An 18305-nucleotide genomic window follows, 5' to 3' on the forward strand; every position below is an offset into this window, starting at 1 on the left:
CTTATTTTTCTTCTTGATGTGAATCATCCATCTTACTTAATGATGTACGCATTGATGTATCTGCTTGGACATTTTGATAATTCATATAATCCATGACACCAATATTTCCTTTTTTGAATGCTTCTGCTAAAGCTAGCGGTACTTCTGCTTCTGCTTCTACCACTTTCGCCTTCATTTCTTGTACACGCGCAATCATTTCTTGTTCATTTGCTACGGCCATTGCACGACGTTCTTCTGCTTTGGCTTGTGCAATGTTTTTATCCGCTTGCGCTTGTTCAATTTGTAATTCTGCACCGATATTTTTGCCAATATCCACATCTGCGATATCAATCGATAGAATTTCGAAGGCTGTCCCTGAATCTAAACCTTTTGATAATACGGTTTGTGAAATCATATCTGGGTTTTCAAGTACTTCGGTATGATGTTTTGCACTACCAATTGTCGAAACAATCCCTTCACCTACACGAGCGATGATTGTTTCTTCACCAGCACCACCGACTAAACGGTCAATGTTGGCACGTACTGTAATACGTGCTTTTGCTTTTACTTCAATCCCGTTCATCGCAACCCCTGAAATAAATGGTGTTTCAATAACTTTTGGATTTACCGACATTTGAACCGCTTCTAATACATCACGACCTGCTAAATCGATTGCTGCACAACGTTCAAATGTTAAATCAATATTAGCACGATGTGCCGCAATTAATGCATTCACAACGCGGTCTACATTACCACCTGCTAAGTAGTGACTCTCAAGTTGATTAATTGTTACTTCAATGCCCGCCTTATGTGCCTTGATTAACGGATTTACGACACGTGACGGAATAACACGACGTAAGCGCATACCGATTAATGTAAAAATACTTACTTTGACGCCTGCTGCTAGAGCTGAAATCCATAATGCAACTGGTACAAAAGTAAATAATAAAACCAGTACGACAAATACGACGACGATTGCAATAATTGTTCCGATTGCCATCAGTTTTTCCCCTCTTTCTCTATGCTTCTTTTATTTTTGCACGCACAACGATACGCGCTCCTTCAACCTCAATAATCACAACTTCTGTACCGGCTGCGATAAAGCCTCCTTCTGTTACGACATCAAGGCGCTCATCTCCATACATTGCTGTACCTGATGGGCGTAATGGCGTAGCTGTAATCGCTACTTGCCCTAAAAGTTCCGTACGGTTGACGTTCGATACATAACCACTCTTCGTATCTGTTGCATCGGATAAAACCATCTTATTAAAGACATTCAGTTTTTTACCGAAAAATTTCATCATAATCACCATTCCTACTACTGCGACGATAAGCGCAGTCAAAATTGAATACAGCATATACGGCGCATGCGGTGCTATCGACATCAAACTCATGACAATAAATGCAAAGCCAATGGTCCCAATGATGCCCCCTGGAACGAATAATTCTAAAAATAATAAAATCATTCCAGAGATAAGCATTAGTACTGCAAGCGCTGTCAAACTTCCTTCTACGAAAAAGATACCGTAAACAAAGCTAATCGCCAATAGGTGTACGATAATTGGTGCAACGCCACTTGCCGAAAATAATGAAAAAACTAAGCTAAGACTAGCAATGCACAAAAGAACAGTAATGATGAGCGGATGCGTCAATGACAACGACTGAGCCGACTCATGCGTACATCCACTAAGCAATAGCACACTTCCGATGAAGGCCATTCGTTTCATTGTTTTCACCCTTTCGTTGCTGTGCTTACTTTATTTACGGATTTACCTAGAAAAAGTTTCATAATTTTTCAAATTCTTTTCGAATAACGCAATGCTTGGACAGACAATCTAACAAGAATGACTGCACTCAAAAATAAACCAACAAAGGCTGCTGTATTTAAATACACAGCGTACATGCCATCAATAAACTGAGCTATGGCTAATAGTGCCACTGAAATAAAGCTAAATGTAATGGCCACTGTTAATAAAATCAGCAATGATAGCCAGTGCGAAATAAAAGTAGCATTTTTCGTATCTGCAAAAATATCTGCTTTTACTGTCATTTCGCCACGCTCAAAATTTTGAAAGATTTGATCTACACGCCTTGGTATATCGCGTAACTGCGGCATCAACAAAATCATTTCCTGAACGGCGGTTGTTTTTAACTCATCAACGGTTAATGTTTGTGCAAACTCCTGTTTATTATCGATTGAAAAGCGCTTCGCTTCATTAAAAATATCATAATGTGGATCGACAGAGCTTAATGTCCCATCCATCGTAATTAATGCTCTAAGCGCCATACTAACCATTGGATAAAGCTTTAACTCATGACTTTTCATAATATCAAACAAACGTTGGATAAGCGTTTCTGTTGAGATTTTATCCATATATTGAATACTAATTAATAATTGACTTAAATCCTGTTCTAGTCGCGCACGATTTTTCAAATTACCGTCTGTTACTAAGTTTTCAAGTCCTTGTGCCATAATTTTTACGTCGTTACGTGCAATGCCTATCAGCAAGGTTCGAAGCCCTCTGTTTTGAAGTGGACCAATCCGACCTGCTGCACCAAAATCTAAAAATACCGGTTCCCCCGTTTCTTCCATGACATAAACATTTCCTGGATGTGGGTCTGCATGAAAAACACCGGCCACAAGCAATTGTTCTAAAAAAGCACCATATATTTCACCTAAAACTTTTTGCTGCGGAATCCCTCGTTGCTTCAATAATGGTGTTGCTTTCGTAATCGATACGCCTTTAATATACTCCATCACTAAAATTTTTCGATTTGAAAGCTCAGGGTACACTTTTGGAATACGTACATTATGTTCTGAACCTTTTAATGCATTAGTAATTTGCTCCATATTGCGGCGTTCAATATCAAAATTAATTTCTTCCCGCAAACCCGAAGCAAACCCTGTCGCTAATTGATAGAACCCTAAATTTTCAGCCCAAATAGATTCTTCTTCTAACCACATCGCAAAATGAAGTAAAATATCCAAATCCTTATTCATAATACGAGTCACATCAGAACGTAGTACTTTTACAATTACCTCTTCATTTGTATCTCGAAGTTGTGCGCGATGTACTTGTCCAATAGAGCCTGCTGCAAGAGGCGACTCTGAAAAGTATTTGAAATAAACACTTGGATCCTCTCCAAATTCACGACGGATAATTTGCTGTACTTCATCACTTGGCATAGCCCGAACATTTTGTTGTAATTTAGAAAATTCTTCAATAAATATGGGTGGTAAAATATCTTTACGCGTCGACAGCACTTGTCCAAACTTAATAAAGATACCACCTGTTTCTTCTAAAATATTTCGCAGTACAACAGCAATATAACGATCATTCTCATACGAACGCTTATATTGTAATGCCTTCCCAATCCCTTGCTTAAATGCAATTCGAAAAACTTGTGCAAGACGGCGTTTACGATAATAATTACTACGAATTTTTAAAAATGTATTTTCTTGATTTGCTTGAAAGTCACTTTCCTGCTTTGGATCAAACAATTCAAAGATTAAATAAAATAGCATTGAGATAAGCAACATACTACCAAACCAAACAAGTGTTGTAATATTTGATACTTGCTCAACTACATCTTGATTAAAAAAATTCGTATGACGGAAATAAGAATACCAGAAAATAAATGTTGTAAGCCCGACACTAAGCATAGCTGACAAAATCCGTTTAATCATATTTAATTTTGTCCCCATCAAACGCCCACTTAAAAAGTAAATGAAAAAGCCCATTACGAGCAGTTGTATGATTGTCACGACGATACTCAATTCTAACACCACCCTTTCTACTCTTTAAGCATACAATCCTTTCCAAAAAAAGTCGCATATCTAGCTGAAAAAAAGAAAAGAAAGCACTGCCTAGATACCGAGACAGTAAAAAACACTTCCAAAGGTTTTTCCTTTAAAAGTGTTTGTCGTTATATTTTCTTAGTTTTTTAATTCAGTAAGTTTAAGCATCACTTTGTTTTTTATTATGCATGTGATTTTTTACGATAATACATATCAAAACCTACCCAGGAAATAATAAGTGCCGGTACACCAAAGTAAAAAACACTACGCTGACCTGGGTCTAATAATAGTCCTAGTGTAAAGATAGTTAATAACACAAACGCTACGATTGGCATCAATGGATATAGTGGCACTCGAAATGCCAGTTTCTTTACATCTCCACCATCACGTATATATTTACGGCGGAACATATACTGTGCTCCTACAATGCCCATCCATCCAACGACACAGCCAAATCCAGCAATTGCTACTAGCATTACATAAACCGTTGTTGGTGCGTAAATACTTGAAAGTAAGCATAGACAAGAAATAAGCATACAAATAATTAACGCTGGCATTGGAATTCCACGTTTATTCACCTTTAAGAACATTTTGGGCGCCATACCTTCATTTGCTAACGACCATAGCATACGTGTTGATGCATAAAGACCTGAATTCGCTACAGAAATAAGTGCTGTAATAATAACAATATTCATAATGTCCGCTGCATACGGAATCCCAATCATATCAAATACAGTTACAAATGGACTCTCTGATACACTTGCATCTTGCCATGGTAGTAAAGCCCCTAAAACGATGACAGCCCCCCCAAAGAAAAATAGTGTGCGCCAAATAATATTTTTAATAGAGCGTGGAATATCTTTCCCTGGATTTTCACTTTCCCCAGCGGTGATCCCAATGAGTTCTGTTCCAGCAAACGCAAAACTGATTGATACCATCGCAATTAAAATAGGTGCTACACCATGTGGTAATAGTCCGTCTTCACTCATAAAGTTCGAGAAAAGAGGTGCTTGTTCATGACCTGTAATTGGTACAATGCCAAAAATAGCCGCTGCACCTAAAACAATAAATACTAATACTAGAATAATTTTTAAGCTAGCAAACTAAAACTCACTTTCGGCAAAAAATTTAACAGAGAAGGCATTAAAAGCAAAAATAATGACACCAAAAATGACACTCCAAATCCATACCGAAATATCTGGAAACCATCGTTGCATAAGCAATCCGACAGCCGTAAACTCCGAACCTACTGTAACGACCCAGTTGAGCCAGTATATAATACCGACAGCAAAACCTGCCCCTGGACTGATAAAACGTGTTGCATATTCATGAAATGAGCCAGTAGTTGGGCTATGTACAGCAAGTTCTCCGAGGCACATCATCACAAGAAACATTGTGAGGCCCCCAACTAAATAAGCAAGCAATGTCCCAAATGGGCCCGCTTCATGCATAATATTACCGGTACTCAAGAAAAATCCCGTGCCGATAACTCCCCCTAATGAAATCATAAACATATGTCTACTTTTAATTGAGCGTTTTAACTGATATTGTTGCTCCATATGTATCCCCCTGTTGTGCTGATTAGAAAAACAGATATTTCCCATCATTCTTTTCTAATTTTTTCAGCAATACAACCATATCGAATATTTATTCATATTTCAATATAAAAATTCAATTTTATACAAAAAAAGAATAATTCATATCATTTCAACACATAAAAAAAGACCTAAAGGATAAATCCTTTAGGTCTGATTCATTTGCAATTTGTTAAATCATGATAGTGCGTGTTTATGAACGTAGGGATTGTCTAGGAATGGAAATTACCACTTACGTTTACGAGCAGCTTCTGATTTCTTTTTGCGTTTTACGCTTGGTTTTTCATAAAATTCGCGTTTTCTTACCTCTTGAATAGTACCGCTTTTAGAAACAGTACGTTTGAAGCGACGAAGAGCATCTTCAAGCGATTCGTTTTTTCTAACGACAGTTTTTGTCATCTCTTTTCCCTCCCTCCGAACACACATCAACACAACATGATACTATTATATGTTCATATCGTTGTGTACTTAAAAAGTATACCAGATTATATTTCTGTGGTCAATAGGTATCAAAAAATTTTAGTCGAATAATGTTTTGTTGCTTAATAATCTGATTCTGCAGCTAAACCTTGCATAATTTTCACGCCAGAACTTGCACCAATACGCGTTGCACCTGCTTCGATCATTGCTTTTAAATCTGCTAAAGAGCGCACGCCACCTGAAGCCTTAACACCAAGGTCTGGACCTACTGTTTTACGCATAAGCGCTACATCTGTAGGTGTTGCACCACCTGTTGAAAAACCAGTTGATGTTTTCACATAATCAACCCCTGCTTCAACAGCTAATTCACATGCTTTTACTTTTTCTTCATCTGTTAATAAACATGTTTCGATAATAACTTTTACAAGTGTGCCGTTTGCCGCTTCGACAACCGCTTTCATGTCATTTAATACTAGTTCATAGTCGCTACCTTTTAATGCGCCAATGTTTAATACCATATCTACTTCATCAGCACCTTTAGCAATCGCATCTTTCGTTTCAAATGCTTTTACATCTGATGTATTTGCTCCAAGCGGGAATCCAATTACTGTACATACTTTTGATACAGCGCCTTCTAATTCTTTTGCAGCTGTTTCAATCCATGTAGGATTAACACAAACAGAGGCGAAATCATATTGCTTTGCTTCTGCGCATAATGCGATAATTTGTTCTTTTGTTGCCTCTGGTTTTAATAATGTGTGATCAATGTATGATGCATAATTTTCAGTCATGAAAAAAAACTCTCCTTTAAATAAAGTTGTCCGTACCTCTCATTAGAATAGCATGTTGCGTTCTAAATAGAAAGCGTTTACTAAAATTATACCCACTCCAATTTAGACAAAACGTTTTGCTTCGACAAAAAAAAGGAATTACCATTATTTCGCGGCTTGTATACCGTTCGCAATTCTTTTTACTAGCTTCTCCATATAAACGTTATCAGCTAATTTTTTATCATCTTTTACATTCGTTAAAAACCCTAGCTGAATCGAAATTGCAGGTGCTTTCGTATAATTAAATAGCGCTAAATCCTCTCGATAAAAATGTCCTGTTGAGAAAACCTTACCTTTTGTGGAAACCTTTTTTAAAATGGCATTGGCCTGCTGATTACTTTTCTTGTATCGTTTAGACGTCGTTGATTTCTTTGAAGGGCTCATTATATAAAAGCCGTTCTGATAGCTTTTCCCACCATCTGCATGCAATGAAATAACTAACGTTGCTCGCGCTTTATTTGCCACTTTAGCGCGTTCTTTATTGGAAAGCTTCACATCATGCGCAGAACGCGTTAAAACGACCTTATAGCCCTTTTCTTCAAGCTGTGTACGCAACGCTTTCGCATAGTTCATTGTTACGTGATATTCCTTTTGCTTCGTCACAACCCCTATAGCACTCGCTAATTGTTTTGCGCGCCGTTCTGTCGATTTTGGTGCAATTGGTTCTGTTGTTAAGTCCTTCGTTCTTTGATGACTTGCATCAATGACAATGACTGGTTTGCTTATTTTTTTCTTTTCTTTACTAACTACAGATTTTTTTGCACCTTGTTTATCCTTTTTAGATTCCACCTGCTTTATAATTACGTTCTTTTCAGGTTTTGCTACTAGTACATGTTCTTTATCTAGTGTAACCAATGAATCTTTCCATACAGGCTGTAGTAGCGTAAAAAAGGCTAAAGGAATAAGCACTGCTACTGTTAAAAGTGCTAAATGAAGTTTTTGCATGGCTATCACACCCTTCTGTAAGTTAAATTATACCCTACCCAGACATACTTAAAGAGATGTCAAAAATCCTCTCTTTTATAAAATACCACAAAAAAGGAGCAGTAGTTACCTACTCCTCCCTTCTAACATTGCTATAACTCTACAGGTTCATCATCCATTACACGAACAAATTGTCCGCTTGAGATTGGGTATCCTGCCTTGGTTACCTTCACTTTGACAATTTGACCAATCATATCAGGCGTACCTTCAAAGGCTACCTTCATATAATTCGCTGTATGCCCTAGTAACATACCTTCATGCGGTTCGCCAGCCTTGACGATTTCTTCAGGAATAACTTCTAAGACATCTTGTTCAAAACGACTTGCATATTGTTTTGCTAATTGATCATTAAGTGATAATAAGCGATGTACACGCTCATTTTTCACTGTTTCATCAACCTGATCCTCCATACGCGCTGCAGGTGTGCCTGTACGTTTTGAGAATGGGAAGACATGAAGCTCTGCAAATTCATATTCACGAATGAAATTATAGGTTTCCATAAACTCTTCTTCTGTTTCACCCGGGAACCCTACAATAACATCTGAAGTAATCGCTAAATCTGGTAATACTTCTTTCAATTTAGTTAAACGTTCTCCAAAAAATTCCATCGTATATTTACGACGCATACGTTTTAACACCGTATCAGATCCGGCTTGAATTGGAATATGCAAATGATTGACAATAATTTTTGAATCTCTTAAAACATCCATTACTTCATCAGTAATTTGCGAAGCTTCAATTGATGAAATACGCAAACGCTTAAGACCCTTTACTTTCGTTTCAAGATCACGTAAAAGCATTGCTAAATTATAATCTTTTAAATCTTGACCGTAGCCACCTGTATGAATTCCTGTCAATACAATTTCTTTATATCCTGCATCAACAAGTTGTTGGGCTTGTTTTACAACCTGTTCAGGGTCTCGCGAACGCATTAAGCCTCGAGCCCAAGGAATAATACAAAATGTACAGAAGTTATTACAGCCTTCTTGTATTTTTAAAGATGCTCGCGTACGGTCTGTAAAATAGGGTACATCAAGCTCTTCATAAACACGATTTTTCATAATATTACGTACTGCATTAATGGGTTGACGTTCTTTTTTATACTCTTCAATTAAACCTAATAATTTTTGACGGTCTTGTGTTCCAACAACAATATCAACACCTGGAATTGCCATAATTTCTGATGGTGATGTTTGTGCATAACAACCAGTTACACAAATAACAGCATCTGGATTTTTACGAACAGCTCGGCGAATCACTTGACGGCTTTTTTTGTCTCCACTATTCGTCACTGTACATGTATTAATCACATATACATCTGATTGGTGGTCAAAATCGGTACGCTCGTAACCATCTTCTTTAAATAATTGCCAAATTGCTTCTGTTTCGTAATGATTTACTTTACAACCTAATGTGTGAAAAGCCACCTTAGACAAGGTTGCGACACCTCTTTCTAATTACTCAAATTCATATGAAATTGCAGACAGCATATAAAGTGGTGCTGTTTCTGCACGTAAAATTCTTGGCCCTAAAGAGGTTGTAATGACACCTGCTGCACGGAGTTTTTCTGCTTCATCACGCGCAATACCACCTTCTGGTCCAAAAATAACCAATATCGATTTGCAATCGTAAATTTTTTTTAGTTTATCAACGAGTCGTGTGCGCTCTTTTACTTTTGCATCTTCTTCATCTGCTACAAAGACAACATCATACTTTGCACACTTTTTAACAAGTTGCGCAAAAGAAACTGGCTGTTCTACGACCGGAATATGTGTGCGGTGAGATTGCTCTGCTGCTTCTTTTGCAATCTTTTGTAAACGTTCTATTTTTTTCGCGCTTTTCTTAGCATCCCACTTCACAATAGAACGTGCCGCTTCAAATGGTAGTATGCCGTACATACCCAATTCTGTACCCTTTTGAACAATCAAATCTAACTTATCACCTTTAGGTAATCCACAAGCAATTGTTACATCGATTGGTAATTCAGGTGATGGAATTGTACGTCCCGTTTGTTGAACCAAAACATCGTGCTCGTTAAAGGCAGTTATTGCACAAATATGTGCTGTTTCCTCACATTCAACAACAATGATTTCTTCTCCTTCACGCATGCGCATTACTTTTGTAATATGACGTGCATCGTCTCCAGTTAACGTCACTGTACCTTCATGAAATCGTTCTTCTATAAAATATCGTTGCATCGTCTTACTCCGGTTTACGTGACACAATCGTTACCCAGTCTTCCATCATCATCACTTCATCGATGACAAATCCTGCTTCCGTAAGAGATTGTTTCACGTCTTCTTTTTTCGTTTCAATAATACCTGATGTGATGAAAAGACCACCTGGTTTAACAACTGTATATGCATCATTTGTAAAGGTCATAATGATTTCAGCTAAAATATTTGCGACTACGATATCTGCAGGTTCTCTTACGGTATCAAGTAAGTCCCCCTCGACAACGTCGATTGTGCTTGTAATATGATTTAGTGCAATATTTTCCTTTGCAGCCGTTACTGCAATAGGGTCTAAATCAAGTGCGTGTACATGACTTGCACCTAACATTGATGCGCCGATTGCTAAAACGCCAGAACCAGTACCAACATCTGTTACGTACATATCTTTTTGTACATATTTTTCTAATGCTTGTAAACTCATGACAGTCGTTGGATGTGTCCCCGTACCAAATGCCATTCCTGGATCTAATTCAATCATCAATTCATCGCTTTCAACAGGCTCGTAATTCTCCCAAGATGGAACAATTGTAAAGCGATTTGAAATTTTCACGGGATGATAATATTGTTTCCAAGTAGTAGACCAATCTTCTTCATCTACTTCTGAAAGTGATACAAGATTTTCACCAACATTAATATTGAAGTTCTTAAGATTATTGATTGCAAGTTTGATTTCTTCGACTGTTTCAGCTAAAAAACTTGATACGGGTAAATATGCTTTGACGATAACTCCATCTGCAGGAAAATCTTCACGATCTAACGCATAAATTTCTCCGTATTGTTGGTCGCGTTGTCGTTCAAAATCTTGTGAGTCCTCAATCACGACGCCACTAGCGCCGGCCTCATGTAAAATATTCGAAATTGCGTCTACCGCTTCTTCCGATGTGTGAATGGATAGTTCTGACCATTTCACTTGCAATCAACTCCTAATTTTAGTCTTTTAAATCGTTAATTTTACGTTTAATCTTATCAAATAATGAGCTACCTTGTTCTTCCGGAATGTCACCAGAAATTTCCGCAAACTCACGTAATAGTTCTTTTTGTTTTGCATTTAATTTTTTAGGTGTAATAACTTTTACAATGACATGTTGATCCCCTTGCCCGTAACCTTGAACATTTTTAACACCTTTGCTACGTAAACGGAATCGATCGCCGCCTTGTGTACCAGCAGGAATTTTCATTTTCACTTTACCGTGTACAGTTGGTACTTCGATTTCATCTCCTAATGCAGCTTGCGCGAATGTAATTGGTAATTCGTAGTAAATATCATCGCCATCACGTTCGAATTTATCGCTTTGTCGTACACGTACTGTTACGTATAAGTCACCGTATGGTCCACCATTTAATCCAGCTTCACCTTTACCACTTACACGAATTGTTTGACCGTGGTCAATCCCTTCAGGAATCGAAACTTTAATTTTTGTACGTTTTTTCATTTTACCTGCACCGTGGCAAGTATCACATTTTTCTTTAATAATCGATCCTGTACCACCACATACTTGACAGGCACGACGATTTGTCATTTGACCGAATGGTGTATTAACGGTTTCATTCACTTGTCCTACACCATGACAGTGAGAACATGTCTCTTTTGTTGTACCTGGTTTTGCACCTGAACCATGACATGTATCACATGTTTCGTCACGCACAAGTTCGATTTCTTTTTCAACCCCAAAAATAGCTTCTTCAAACGTTAAGACGATTGAATGCTCGATATCTGCACCTTTACGCGGTGCATTTGGATCACGACGTCGGCTGCTTCCGCCTCCGCCTCCGAAGAATGAACTAAAGATGTCTTCAAATCCTCCGAAGTCACCGCCACCTCCGAAGCCGCCAAATCCGCCGCCTCCAAAGCCCTGCTGTGCTCCAGCATGACCAAATTGATCATATTGAGCACGTTTCTGGTCATCACTTAACACTTCATATGCTTCTGCAATTTCCTTAAATTTTTCAGCCGCACTAGGTTCTTTATTAATATCTGGGTGATACTGTTTTGATAATTTTCGGTATGCCTTTTTTATCTCTGCTTGTGTCGCTGTTTTTTCGACGCCAAGCACTTCATAATAATCACGTTTTTCCATTTGTGTTCTTCAACTCCGCTCTATTCACATAGCTATTATTGTATCATGTTTTTTTCTGTTTCGATATATTGAAAAGAGCCAAAGCCCGGATACGGTCTTTGGCTCTTTATATACGATGGACTTTTACTAAAAGCTATTTAGTTGTCTATCTTTCGATACGCCAATTAGGCATCATCATTATTTTTTGTCTTCGTCTACTTCAGTGAAGTCTGCATCTACAACGCCGTCATCTTTTTTAGATGCTGTGTCAGCACCAGCCTCGCCTTGTTCTGCTTGTTGTGCAGCCGCAGCTTGTTCGTAAACTTTCATTACTAGTGGTTGTAATAAACCTTCTAATTTTTCTTTTGCAGCTTTAATGCCTTCAAGTTCGCCAGCTTCGATTGCTTTTGCTAACTCATCTTTCGCTTCTAAAACTGGTTTTTTCTCATCTTCTGTCACTTGTTCACCAAGGTCAGTTAATGTTTTATCAGTTTGGAATACTAATTGATCTGCTTCATTTTTAAGATCTGCTTCCTCTTTACGTTTTTTATCAGCGTCTGCATTTGCTTCTGCTTCTTGTACCATACGTTCGATATCTTCTTCAGATAAACCTGAATCAGATTGGATTGTAATGTTTTGTTGTTTTTGTGTGCCTAAATCTTTAGCTGTAACACTTACAATACCATTTTTATCAATATCAAATGTTACTTCGATTTGTGGAATACCACGTGGTGCAGCAGGAATATCTGATAATTGGAAACGACCTAATGTTTTGTTATCAGCAGCCATTGAACGTTCACCTTGTAATACGTGAATATCTACAGCTGGTTGGTTATCTGCAGCAGTTGAGAATACTTGAGATTTAGATGTTGGGATTGTTGTATTACGGTCGATTAATTTTGTAAATACACCGCCCATTGTTTCAATACCTAGAGAAAGTGGCGTTACATCAAGTAATACGACGTCTTTTACATCCCCTGTAAGTACGCCGCCTTGAACTGCAGCACCTAATGCCACTACTTCATCAGGATTTACACCTTTATGAGGTTCTTTACCTGTTGCTTTTTGTACAGCTTCTTGAACTGCAGGGATACGAGTAGAACCACCAACAAGAATTACTTGATCGATTTCTGAAGCAGAAAGACCAGCATCTTTAAGCGCTTGACGAGTAGGAACCATTGTACGTTCTACTAAATCAGCAGTTAATTCGTTGAATTTTGCACGAGATAGAGATACTTCTAAGTGTAATGGACCTTCTGCACCCGCAGTAATGAATGGTAGTGAAATTTGAGTTGTAGATACACCAGAAAGTTCTTTTTTCGCTTTTTCAGCAGCATCTTTTAAACGTTGTAATGCCATTTTATCTTGAGCAAGATCAATGCCGTTTTCCTTTTTGAATTCTGCTACTAAATAATCAATGATTTTTTGGTCGAAGTCATCACCACCAAGACGGTTGTCACCAGCAGTTGCTAATACTTCAAATACACCATCACCTAGTTCAAGGATAGATACGTCAAATGTACCTCCACCAAGGTCAAATACTAAAACTTTTTGGTCAACGTCTTGTTTTTCTAAACCGTAGGCAAGTGCTGCTGCTGTTGGTTCGTTGATAATACGTTCTACTTCAAGACCAGCAATTTTACCAGCATCTTTTGTGGCTTGGCGCTCTGCATCGTTGAAGTAAGCAGGAACAGTAATAACCGCTTTTGTTACTTTTTCGCCTAAATAATCTTCAGCATATTCTTTTAAATGTGTAAGAATCATTGCTGACACTTCTTGTGGTGTATATTCTTTATCTTCTACTTTTACTTTATAATCCGTACCCATATGACGTTTAATTGAAATAATTGTGTTAGGGTTTGTGATCGATTGGCGTTTTGCTACTTCACCAACTTGGCGTTCGCCATTTTTGAAAGCAACAACTGAAGGAGTTGTACGTGCGCCTTCTTTGTTAGCGATTACGATTGGTTCGCCACCTTCTAATACTGCTACACATGAATTTGTTGTACCTAAGTCAATACCAATAATTTTAGACATATTGAATTTTCCTCCTATATTTAAGCGCCTATTTTAGACGTTTGTTCCATTATATTTATTATACGTTCTTGACTGCGAATGGTTTCAGTTATTCATTAACTTTTACCATAGCTGGTCGTAAAACGCGATCTTTTAATTGATAGCCACGTTGAAGCTCTTGAAGTACGATGCCAGATTCTTGCTCTGGATTTGATTCTTGCATAACAGCTTGATGGATATTTGGATCAAACACTTCACCTTCTGTTGCAATAATTTTTAAACCTTCTTTAGTTGTGGCTTCAACAAGCGAACGATAAACCATATCAATACCTTTTTTCATATTTTGCGCTTCTTCAGAAGTCGCCTCTACTGACAAAGCACGTTCAAAGTTATCAAGCACTGGCAGTAAATCTGTTAATAATGTTTGGGCACGATATTTAGCTTGCGCCTCGCGGTCTAGTTGACTACGACGTTTTAAGTTATCGAAATCCGCACGAAGACGTAAATAGCGTTCTTCTTCAGCTACAAGTTTCGCCTCTAGCTCAGCTACAGGATCCACTTCTTCTGCAACTTCCTCTTCGACAATTTCTTCAACAGCCTCAGATGATTCTGTTGTTTCAATTGTTTCTTCAACAGCTTCATTTTCTTCCATTACTTGCTCTTGATTTTCATTTTTCTCAGTCACTGGTCATCCTCCTTCAAGATGTCGGCTTAGCGATTGTCCGTTAGCAGTCGGCTTAAATCACCGCTCATAAAATCGAGCAATGTTACGACACGCTTGTAGTCCATACGTTTAGGACCAATAATTGCAATTGAGCCATGTTGATTATCGCCTGCATCAAATGACGCCGTAATAATACTACAATCCTCCATTGCCAATAAATTATTTTCCGAGCCAATTCGAATTTGTACGCCTTGTTGATTTCCTGCCTGGAAAAGCGTTTGTACTTGTGGCGTTTTATCCATCAAGTCTAATAACATGCGCACCTTATTAATATCATGAAACTCAGGTTGGTTTAACATATTTGTTTTACCACCGTAATAAACGCGTCCTTCTTCTTGTGCAGAGATTCTATTAAATAGACTCGACACAAAATCACTGTACGCACCAACATGTTCTTTAATAAGCTTTGCAATTTCACCATCCATACGTAAAGGGATTTCAACAAGTGGCTTGCCTACTAATCGTTCATTTAAAATATTCACGACTTTCTCAATACGACGCATTGAAAAATCCTCTGGTAATGTAAACACACGATTTTCAACATGCCCACTATCTGTCACGATAATCGCAACCGCTTGCGTAGAAGATAGTGGGACGATTTGGAATCGTTTGACCTTATGCATATGGACATCAGGACCTAAAATAACAGACGTATACGTTGTTAAATCGGACAAAATATTAGCGGATTCACGAATCATTTGCTCAGTTTCCATTAACTGATCTGCATAGATCGAGCGAATGGATGCAATTTCTTGGTTCGTAATTACTTGAGGTTTTAGCAAATGATCCACGTAAAATCTATATCCTTTTTCCGATGGCACACGCCCCGAAGAAGTATGTGTCTTTTCTAAAAAACCTAAGTCTTCTAAATCCGCCATTTCATTGCGAATCGTAGCAGAACTAAATGACACATTGTCTTTTTTCGCAATTTGACGTGAACCGACCGGCTGTCCAGAAGAGATAAAATCGTCAACGATTACTTGTAACACTTGAAGTTGTCGATTTGTTAACATGATCATCACCTCTTTTTTAGCACTCGTTGTTAGTGAGTGCTAACACTATATTCAATATAACGAATGTTACTTTTTATGTCAACGTATAAGCTTATGAATCTAACAAAAATTGTTGAAAAACTTCATTTCCAACAAAACGCCCCTTATAACTTAATTTCAATGCATCTTCCGTATTTTCCACTAATGCTTCTTTCACAAGTTCCTCAATATGATTTGAAAACAATTGCTCCATTGGTAAATCAAATTTTTCAATAAAATGTTGTTTCGATACACCATCGATTTTACGCAGCCCTAAAAACATTTCTTCTTCAATAGACTCCTGCTTCGTTACAACATGTGTATTTAATAGAGGAAAGTCTCCATTTTCTATTGCTTCAATATATTTTTTTAACGGTCCAATATTTTGATAGCGAACTCCATCTAAGTAACCGCTTGCACCAGCACCAAAACCTGCGTATTCATCATTTTCCCAATAAATACAGTTATGTGTCGATTCAAAGCCTGGTTTAGCAAAATTACTAATTTCATATTGTTTTAATCCATGCGCTTCCATTTGATGCATCAGCATATCATACATTTTTGCTTCTGAATCTTCTCCCGGTAAACTCAATTTACCTTTATTCATGAGGTTATAAAAAATCGTTTTAGGTTCTACAATAAGTGAATACGCTGAAAAATGCGGAAGCTCTAATGAAAAAGCAATATCTAATGTTTCTTGCCACTGTTCAATGGTTTGTCCCGGTAATCCATACATTAAATCGATGCTAATATTATCAAAACCTACCTCTTTTGCATCGCGAAGTGTCGAAAAGACATGGTCATTTGAATGCGTACGGCCTAATTTTTTTAAAATCTCTTGGTCAAATGATTGTACACCTAAACTCAATCGATTGATGCCATATTTTTTTAATACAAGTAATTTATCATGTGTTAATTCATCTGGATTCGCCTCTGAAGAAAATTCTGTCACGTTGTTTACCGGTAAATATAAATGAATTAACTCCATTAATCTTGTTAGTTGTTCAACTGATAAGGATGTCGGTGTCCCGCCTCCTAGAAAAATCGTTTCAATATTTACGAATGCTGTCGGATTTTTTTCAACAGTCATACGCATTTCTTGTCCAATTGCTTCAATATATTCACCTACTGGCTGATTTTTAAAGAACACTTTATTAAAATCACAATAGTTACAAATTTGATGACAAAAAGGAATGTGTATATAAACACCTCTAGCCATTTGTAGATCCCTACTTTCTTTCTCGTTAAAGTTCTGCTTAAGTGTACCGTATTTTCAGCTAAAACTATACCGACAGCTTTTCTCATAAATAAAAGAACGCATCACACTTGCTTTTACAAGTATGATGCGCTCTTTTATATCTTTCTATTTTTATACGGCCGTTGTACGCCATAATTTATTCGATGGTTCAATTCGTTGATTTTGGATTGTTTTTAACTCCGCAATTTTCTTTTGCATGTGAGAAATGTTTTTTTCAAAATGATTTAGACGTTTCTCAATTGTCAAAATTAAACTGTCTAGACGTGCTTCATCTTTGTCTAACATGTTTCTCACCCCTTCAATTTCTACTATGCTAATAGGATAAACCAATGATAGCAGATAGCAGAACGTTTGTATATAACTTTTTACTCATGATTTTGCGCTTTTTCGACGTTACTTAAAAAGACTAAAAGCCATAAATATTGAAATTATTTTTTTACCTAAAGTCTCACTATAATATTCATAAAACTAGATGTAGTTATTTTATACTTGAAAAAAACACCAAATAATTACAAAACAATTCTTCCTATACTAGTCTTTTTACCCTCAGTCCATATTTTAAAACAATTTCCTAACACTTATTGTATTTTTCTATCAATTCCATTCAAACAGTCTTTTTCGTTGGATAGACGATTTGTGCTTCGACGCGTTGTCAACAATGTTTGATTTTTCAAAATCACTAGTACACCAGCAAGTACGACTAATGTTAAATAAACGCTAATACCTCTGCGCCAATTAGCCTCTTTAGCCCGCGGTAAAATATAAAATATAAAAACAGCAATAGCAAGATTTAACCAAGCAGCGCGAGAAAAACTAATCAACACAGCTCCAACAAAAATTATTAATAGCACGAAATATAGTGCTCGATGTCTTTGTTCTAAAAGCCCTAGCATATACACCGCTGGAAGAACAAAATAAGGGCCAAAAACATTTGGGTCCTTAAAGAACATTTTAATACGCTCAAATATAAACCAATCAGGTTTATACCTGGCATAATACCAAAGTAAACACTAAGCGCCACAAGTGCTGTGATAAGAGCTCCTATTGTATAAAAAGTCATTAATTGTTCTGCTAAACGTGTTCGATAAATTTCACCAAACCCGGCTACACCAGACCATGTAATAATTAAATATAGTGTGATTACAAAATAACTCATGCCGTCTATTGCTTCATATGCCATCCATGTTGAAATAAAATTTGCGACAATAAAACCAACTAAAAATAACGTACCAAGTAACGTTTCTTTTGAAACATACAAGCGCTTTAAAAGAATAGCAAGGATGGTTGCCAAAATTAACAATAAATCTGTTGGTGCAGGTTCCATGACAACATAGGAGCTTGTTAGCATGCTAATGATTAAACATAGCATAATCATCCG

At 37.3% G+C, this 18305-nt stretch carries 17 protein-coding genes and 1 pseudogene; all 18 read right to left on the minus strand.

Translation table 11 applies throughout. The annotated features are described in order from the left end of the window. Position 1: 1 nt before the first annotated feature. A complete protein-coding gene (gene floA, locus ACFSY7_RS10050) occupies positions 2-979 on the minus strand; it encodes a flotillin-like protein FloA (RefSeq protein WP_126991161.1) in 978 nt (325 codons plus the stop codon). A gap of 19 nt (positions 980-998) precedes the next feature. Continuing rightward, complete coding sequence (locus ACFSY7_RS10055) at positions 999-1706, minus strand: NfeD family protein (protein WP_126991160.1); 708 nt, start codon at positions 1704-1706, stop codon at positions 999-1001. Between the two features lie 68 nt (positions 1707-1774). Beyond that, positions 1775-3766 carry an ABC1 kinase family protein gene (locus tag ACFSY7_RS10060; protein ID WP_380147750.1) on the minus strand — a complete coding sequence of 664 codons (1992 nt, stop codon included), beginning with the start codon at positions 3764-3766 and terminating at the stop codon, positions 1775-1777. Between the two features lie 194 nt (positions 3767-3960). Then, positions 3961-5337, minus strand: a pseudogene (locus ACFSY7_RS10065) (amino acid permease). A gap of 261 nt (positions 5338-5598) precedes the next feature. Then, positions 5599-5772: a 30S ribosomal protein S21 gene (rpsU, locus tag ACFSY7_RS10070; protein WP_010287987.1), complete on the minus strand. Its 174-nt coding sequence runs from the start codon at positions 5770-5772 to the stop codon at positions 5599-5601. 143 nt (positions 5773-5915) lie between these two features. Then, a complete protein-coding gene (deoC, locus tag ACFSY7_RS10075; RefSeq protein WP_126991157.1) occupies positions 5916-6584 on the minus strand; it encodes a deoxyribose-phosphate aldolase in 669 nt (222 codons plus the stop codon). Positions 6585-6728: 144 nt separating this feature from the next. Further along, on the minus strand, positions 6729-7568 hold the full coding sequence (locus tag ACFSY7_RS10080; RefSeq protein ID WP_380147751.1) for an N-acetylmuramoyl-L-alanine amidase family protein: 840 nt from the start codon (positions 7566-7568) through the stop codon (positions 6729-6731). A gap of 131 nt (positions 7569-7699) precedes the next feature. Further along, a complete protein-coding gene (gene mtaB, locus ACFSY7_RS10085) occupies positions 7700-9043 on the minus strand; it encodes a tRNA (N(6)-L-threonylcarbamoyladenosine(37)-C(2))-methylthiotransferase MtaB (RefSeq protein ID WP_380147752.1) in 1344 nt (447 codons plus the stop codon). 21 nt (positions 9044-9064) lie between these two features. Beyond that, positions 9065-9805: a 16S rRNA (uracil(1498)-N(3))-methyltransferase gene (locus ACFSY7_RS10090; RefSeq protein WP_126991154.1), complete on the minus strand. Its 741-nt coding sequence runs from the start codon at positions 9803-9805 to the stop codon at positions 9065-9067. Between the two features lie 4 nt (positions 9806-9809). Continuing rightward, a complete protein-coding gene (gene prmA, locus ACFSY7_RS10095) occupies positions 9810-10751 on the minus strand; it encodes a 50S ribosomal protein L11 methyltransferase (RefSeq protein WP_126991153.1) in 942 nt (313 codons plus the stop codon). 19 nt (positions 10752-10770) lie between these two features. Next, positions 10771-11919: a molecular chaperone DnaJ gene (dnaJ, locus tag ACFSY7_RS10100; protein WP_126991152.1), complete on the minus strand. Its 1149-nt coding sequence runs from the start codon at positions 11917-11919 to the stop codon at positions 10771-10773. A 177-nt stretch (positions 11920-12096) separates the two neighbouring features. Beyond that, the gene (gene dnaK / locus ACFSY7_RS10105) at positions 12097-13935 is read right to left on the minus strand and encodes a molecular chaperone DnaK (RefSeq protein WP_139992418.1); all 1839 of its coding nucleotides are present in this window, start codon (positions 13933-13935) and stop codon (positions 12097-12099) included. 88 nt (positions 13936-14023) lie between these two features. Beyond that, positions 14024-14599 (minus strand): nucleotide exchange factor GrpE, encoded by a 576-nt coding sequence (gene grpE, locus ACFSY7_RS10110; protein WP_126991150.1) that lies wholly within the window; start codon positions 14597-14599, stop codon positions 14024-14026. 26 nt (positions 14600-14625) lie between these two features. Beyond that, on the minus strand, positions 14626-15651 hold the full coding sequence (gene hrcA / locus ACFSY7_RS10115) for a heat-inducible transcriptional repressor HrcA (protein WP_380147753.1): 1026 nt from the start codon (positions 15649-15651) through the stop codon (positions 14626-14628). A 91-nt stretch (positions 15652-15742) separates the two neighbouring features. Beyond that, positions 15743-16888, minus strand: a complete 1146-nt coding sequence (hemW, locus tag ACFSY7_RS10120; RefSeq protein ID WP_126991148.1) for a radical SAM family heme chaperone HemW — start codon at positions 16886-16888, stop codon at positions 15743-15745. Between the two features lie 150 nt (positions 16889-17038). After that, a complete protein-coding gene (locus tag ACFSY7_RS10125; protein WP_158621038.1) occupies positions 17039-17212 on the minus strand; it encodes a hypothetical protein in 174 nt (57 codons plus the stop codon). Between the two features lie 293 nt (positions 17213-17505). Beyond that, on the minus strand, positions 17506-17778 hold the full coding sequence (locus ACFSY7_RS10130; RefSeq protein ID WP_380147754.1) for a hypothetical protein: 273 nt from the start codon (positions 17776-17778) through the stop codon (positions 17506-17508). A 35-nt stretch (positions 17779-17813) separates the two neighbouring features. Beyond that, entirely contained in the window at positions 17814-18251 is a 438-nt protein-coding gene (locus ACFSY7_RS10135) for a hypothetical protein (protein ID WP_380147755.1), read from the minus strand. Between the last annotated feature and the right edge of the window lie 54 nt (positions 18252-18305).

Source organism: Kurthia populi (assembly GCF_042686175.1).
Lineage (GTDB): Bacteria > Bacillota > Bacilli > Bacillales_A > Planococcaceae > Kurthia > Kurthia populi.

What these genes read in the sequence shown, in the direction of transcription:
- ACFSY7_RS10055 (WP_126991160.1), bottom strand. Translation starts at nt 1,706, where the DNA reads ATGAAACGAATGGCCTTCATCGGAAGTGTGCTATTGCTTAGTGGATGT.
- rpsU (WP_010287987.1), bottom strand. Translation starts at nt 5,772, where the DNA reads ATGACAAAAACTGTCGTTAGAAAAAACGAATCGCTTGAAGATGCTCTT.
- floA (WP_126991161.1), bottom strand. Translation starts at nt 979, where the DNA reads ATGGCAATCGGAACAATTATTGCAATCGTCGTCGTATTTGTCGTACTG.
- hrcA (WP_380147753.1), bottom strand. Translation starts at nt 15,651, where the DNA reads ATGTTAACAAATCGACAACTTCAAGTGTTACAAGTAATCGTTGACGAT.
- ACFSY7_RS10090 (WP_126991154.1), bottom strand. Translation starts at nt 9,805, where the DNA reads ATGCAACGATATTTTATAGAAGAACGATTTCATGAAGGTACAGTGACG.
- hemW (WP_126991148.1), bottom strand. Translation starts at nt 16,888, where the DNA reads ATGGCTAGAGGTGTTTATATACACATTCCTTTTTGTCATCAAATTTGT.
- ACFSY7_RS10125 (WP_158621038.1), bottom strand. Translation starts at nt 17,212, where the DNA reads ATGTTAGACAAAGATGAAGCACGTCTAGACAGTTTAATTTTGACAATT.
- ACFSY7_RS10135 (WP_380147755.1), bottom strand. Translation starts at nt 18,251, where the DNA reads ATGGAACCTGCACCAACAGATTTATTGTTAATTTTGGCAACCATCCTT.
- dnaK (WP_139992418.1), bottom strand. Translation starts at nt 13,935, where the DNA reads ATGTCTAAAATTATTGGTATTGACTTAGGTACAACAAATTCATGTGTA.
- ACFSY7_RS10080 (WP_380147751.1), bottom strand. Translation starts at nt 7,568, where the DNA reads ATGCAAAAACTTCATTTAGCACTTTTAACAGTAGCAGTGCTTATTCCT.
- deoC (WP_126991157.1), bottom strand. Translation starts at nt 6,584, where the DNA reads ATGACTGAAAATTATGCATCATACATTGATCACACATTATTAAAACCA.
- dnaJ (WP_126991152.1), bottom strand. Translation starts at nt 11,919, where the DNA reads ATGGAAAAACGTGATTATTATGAAGTGCTTGGCGTCGAAAAAACAGCG.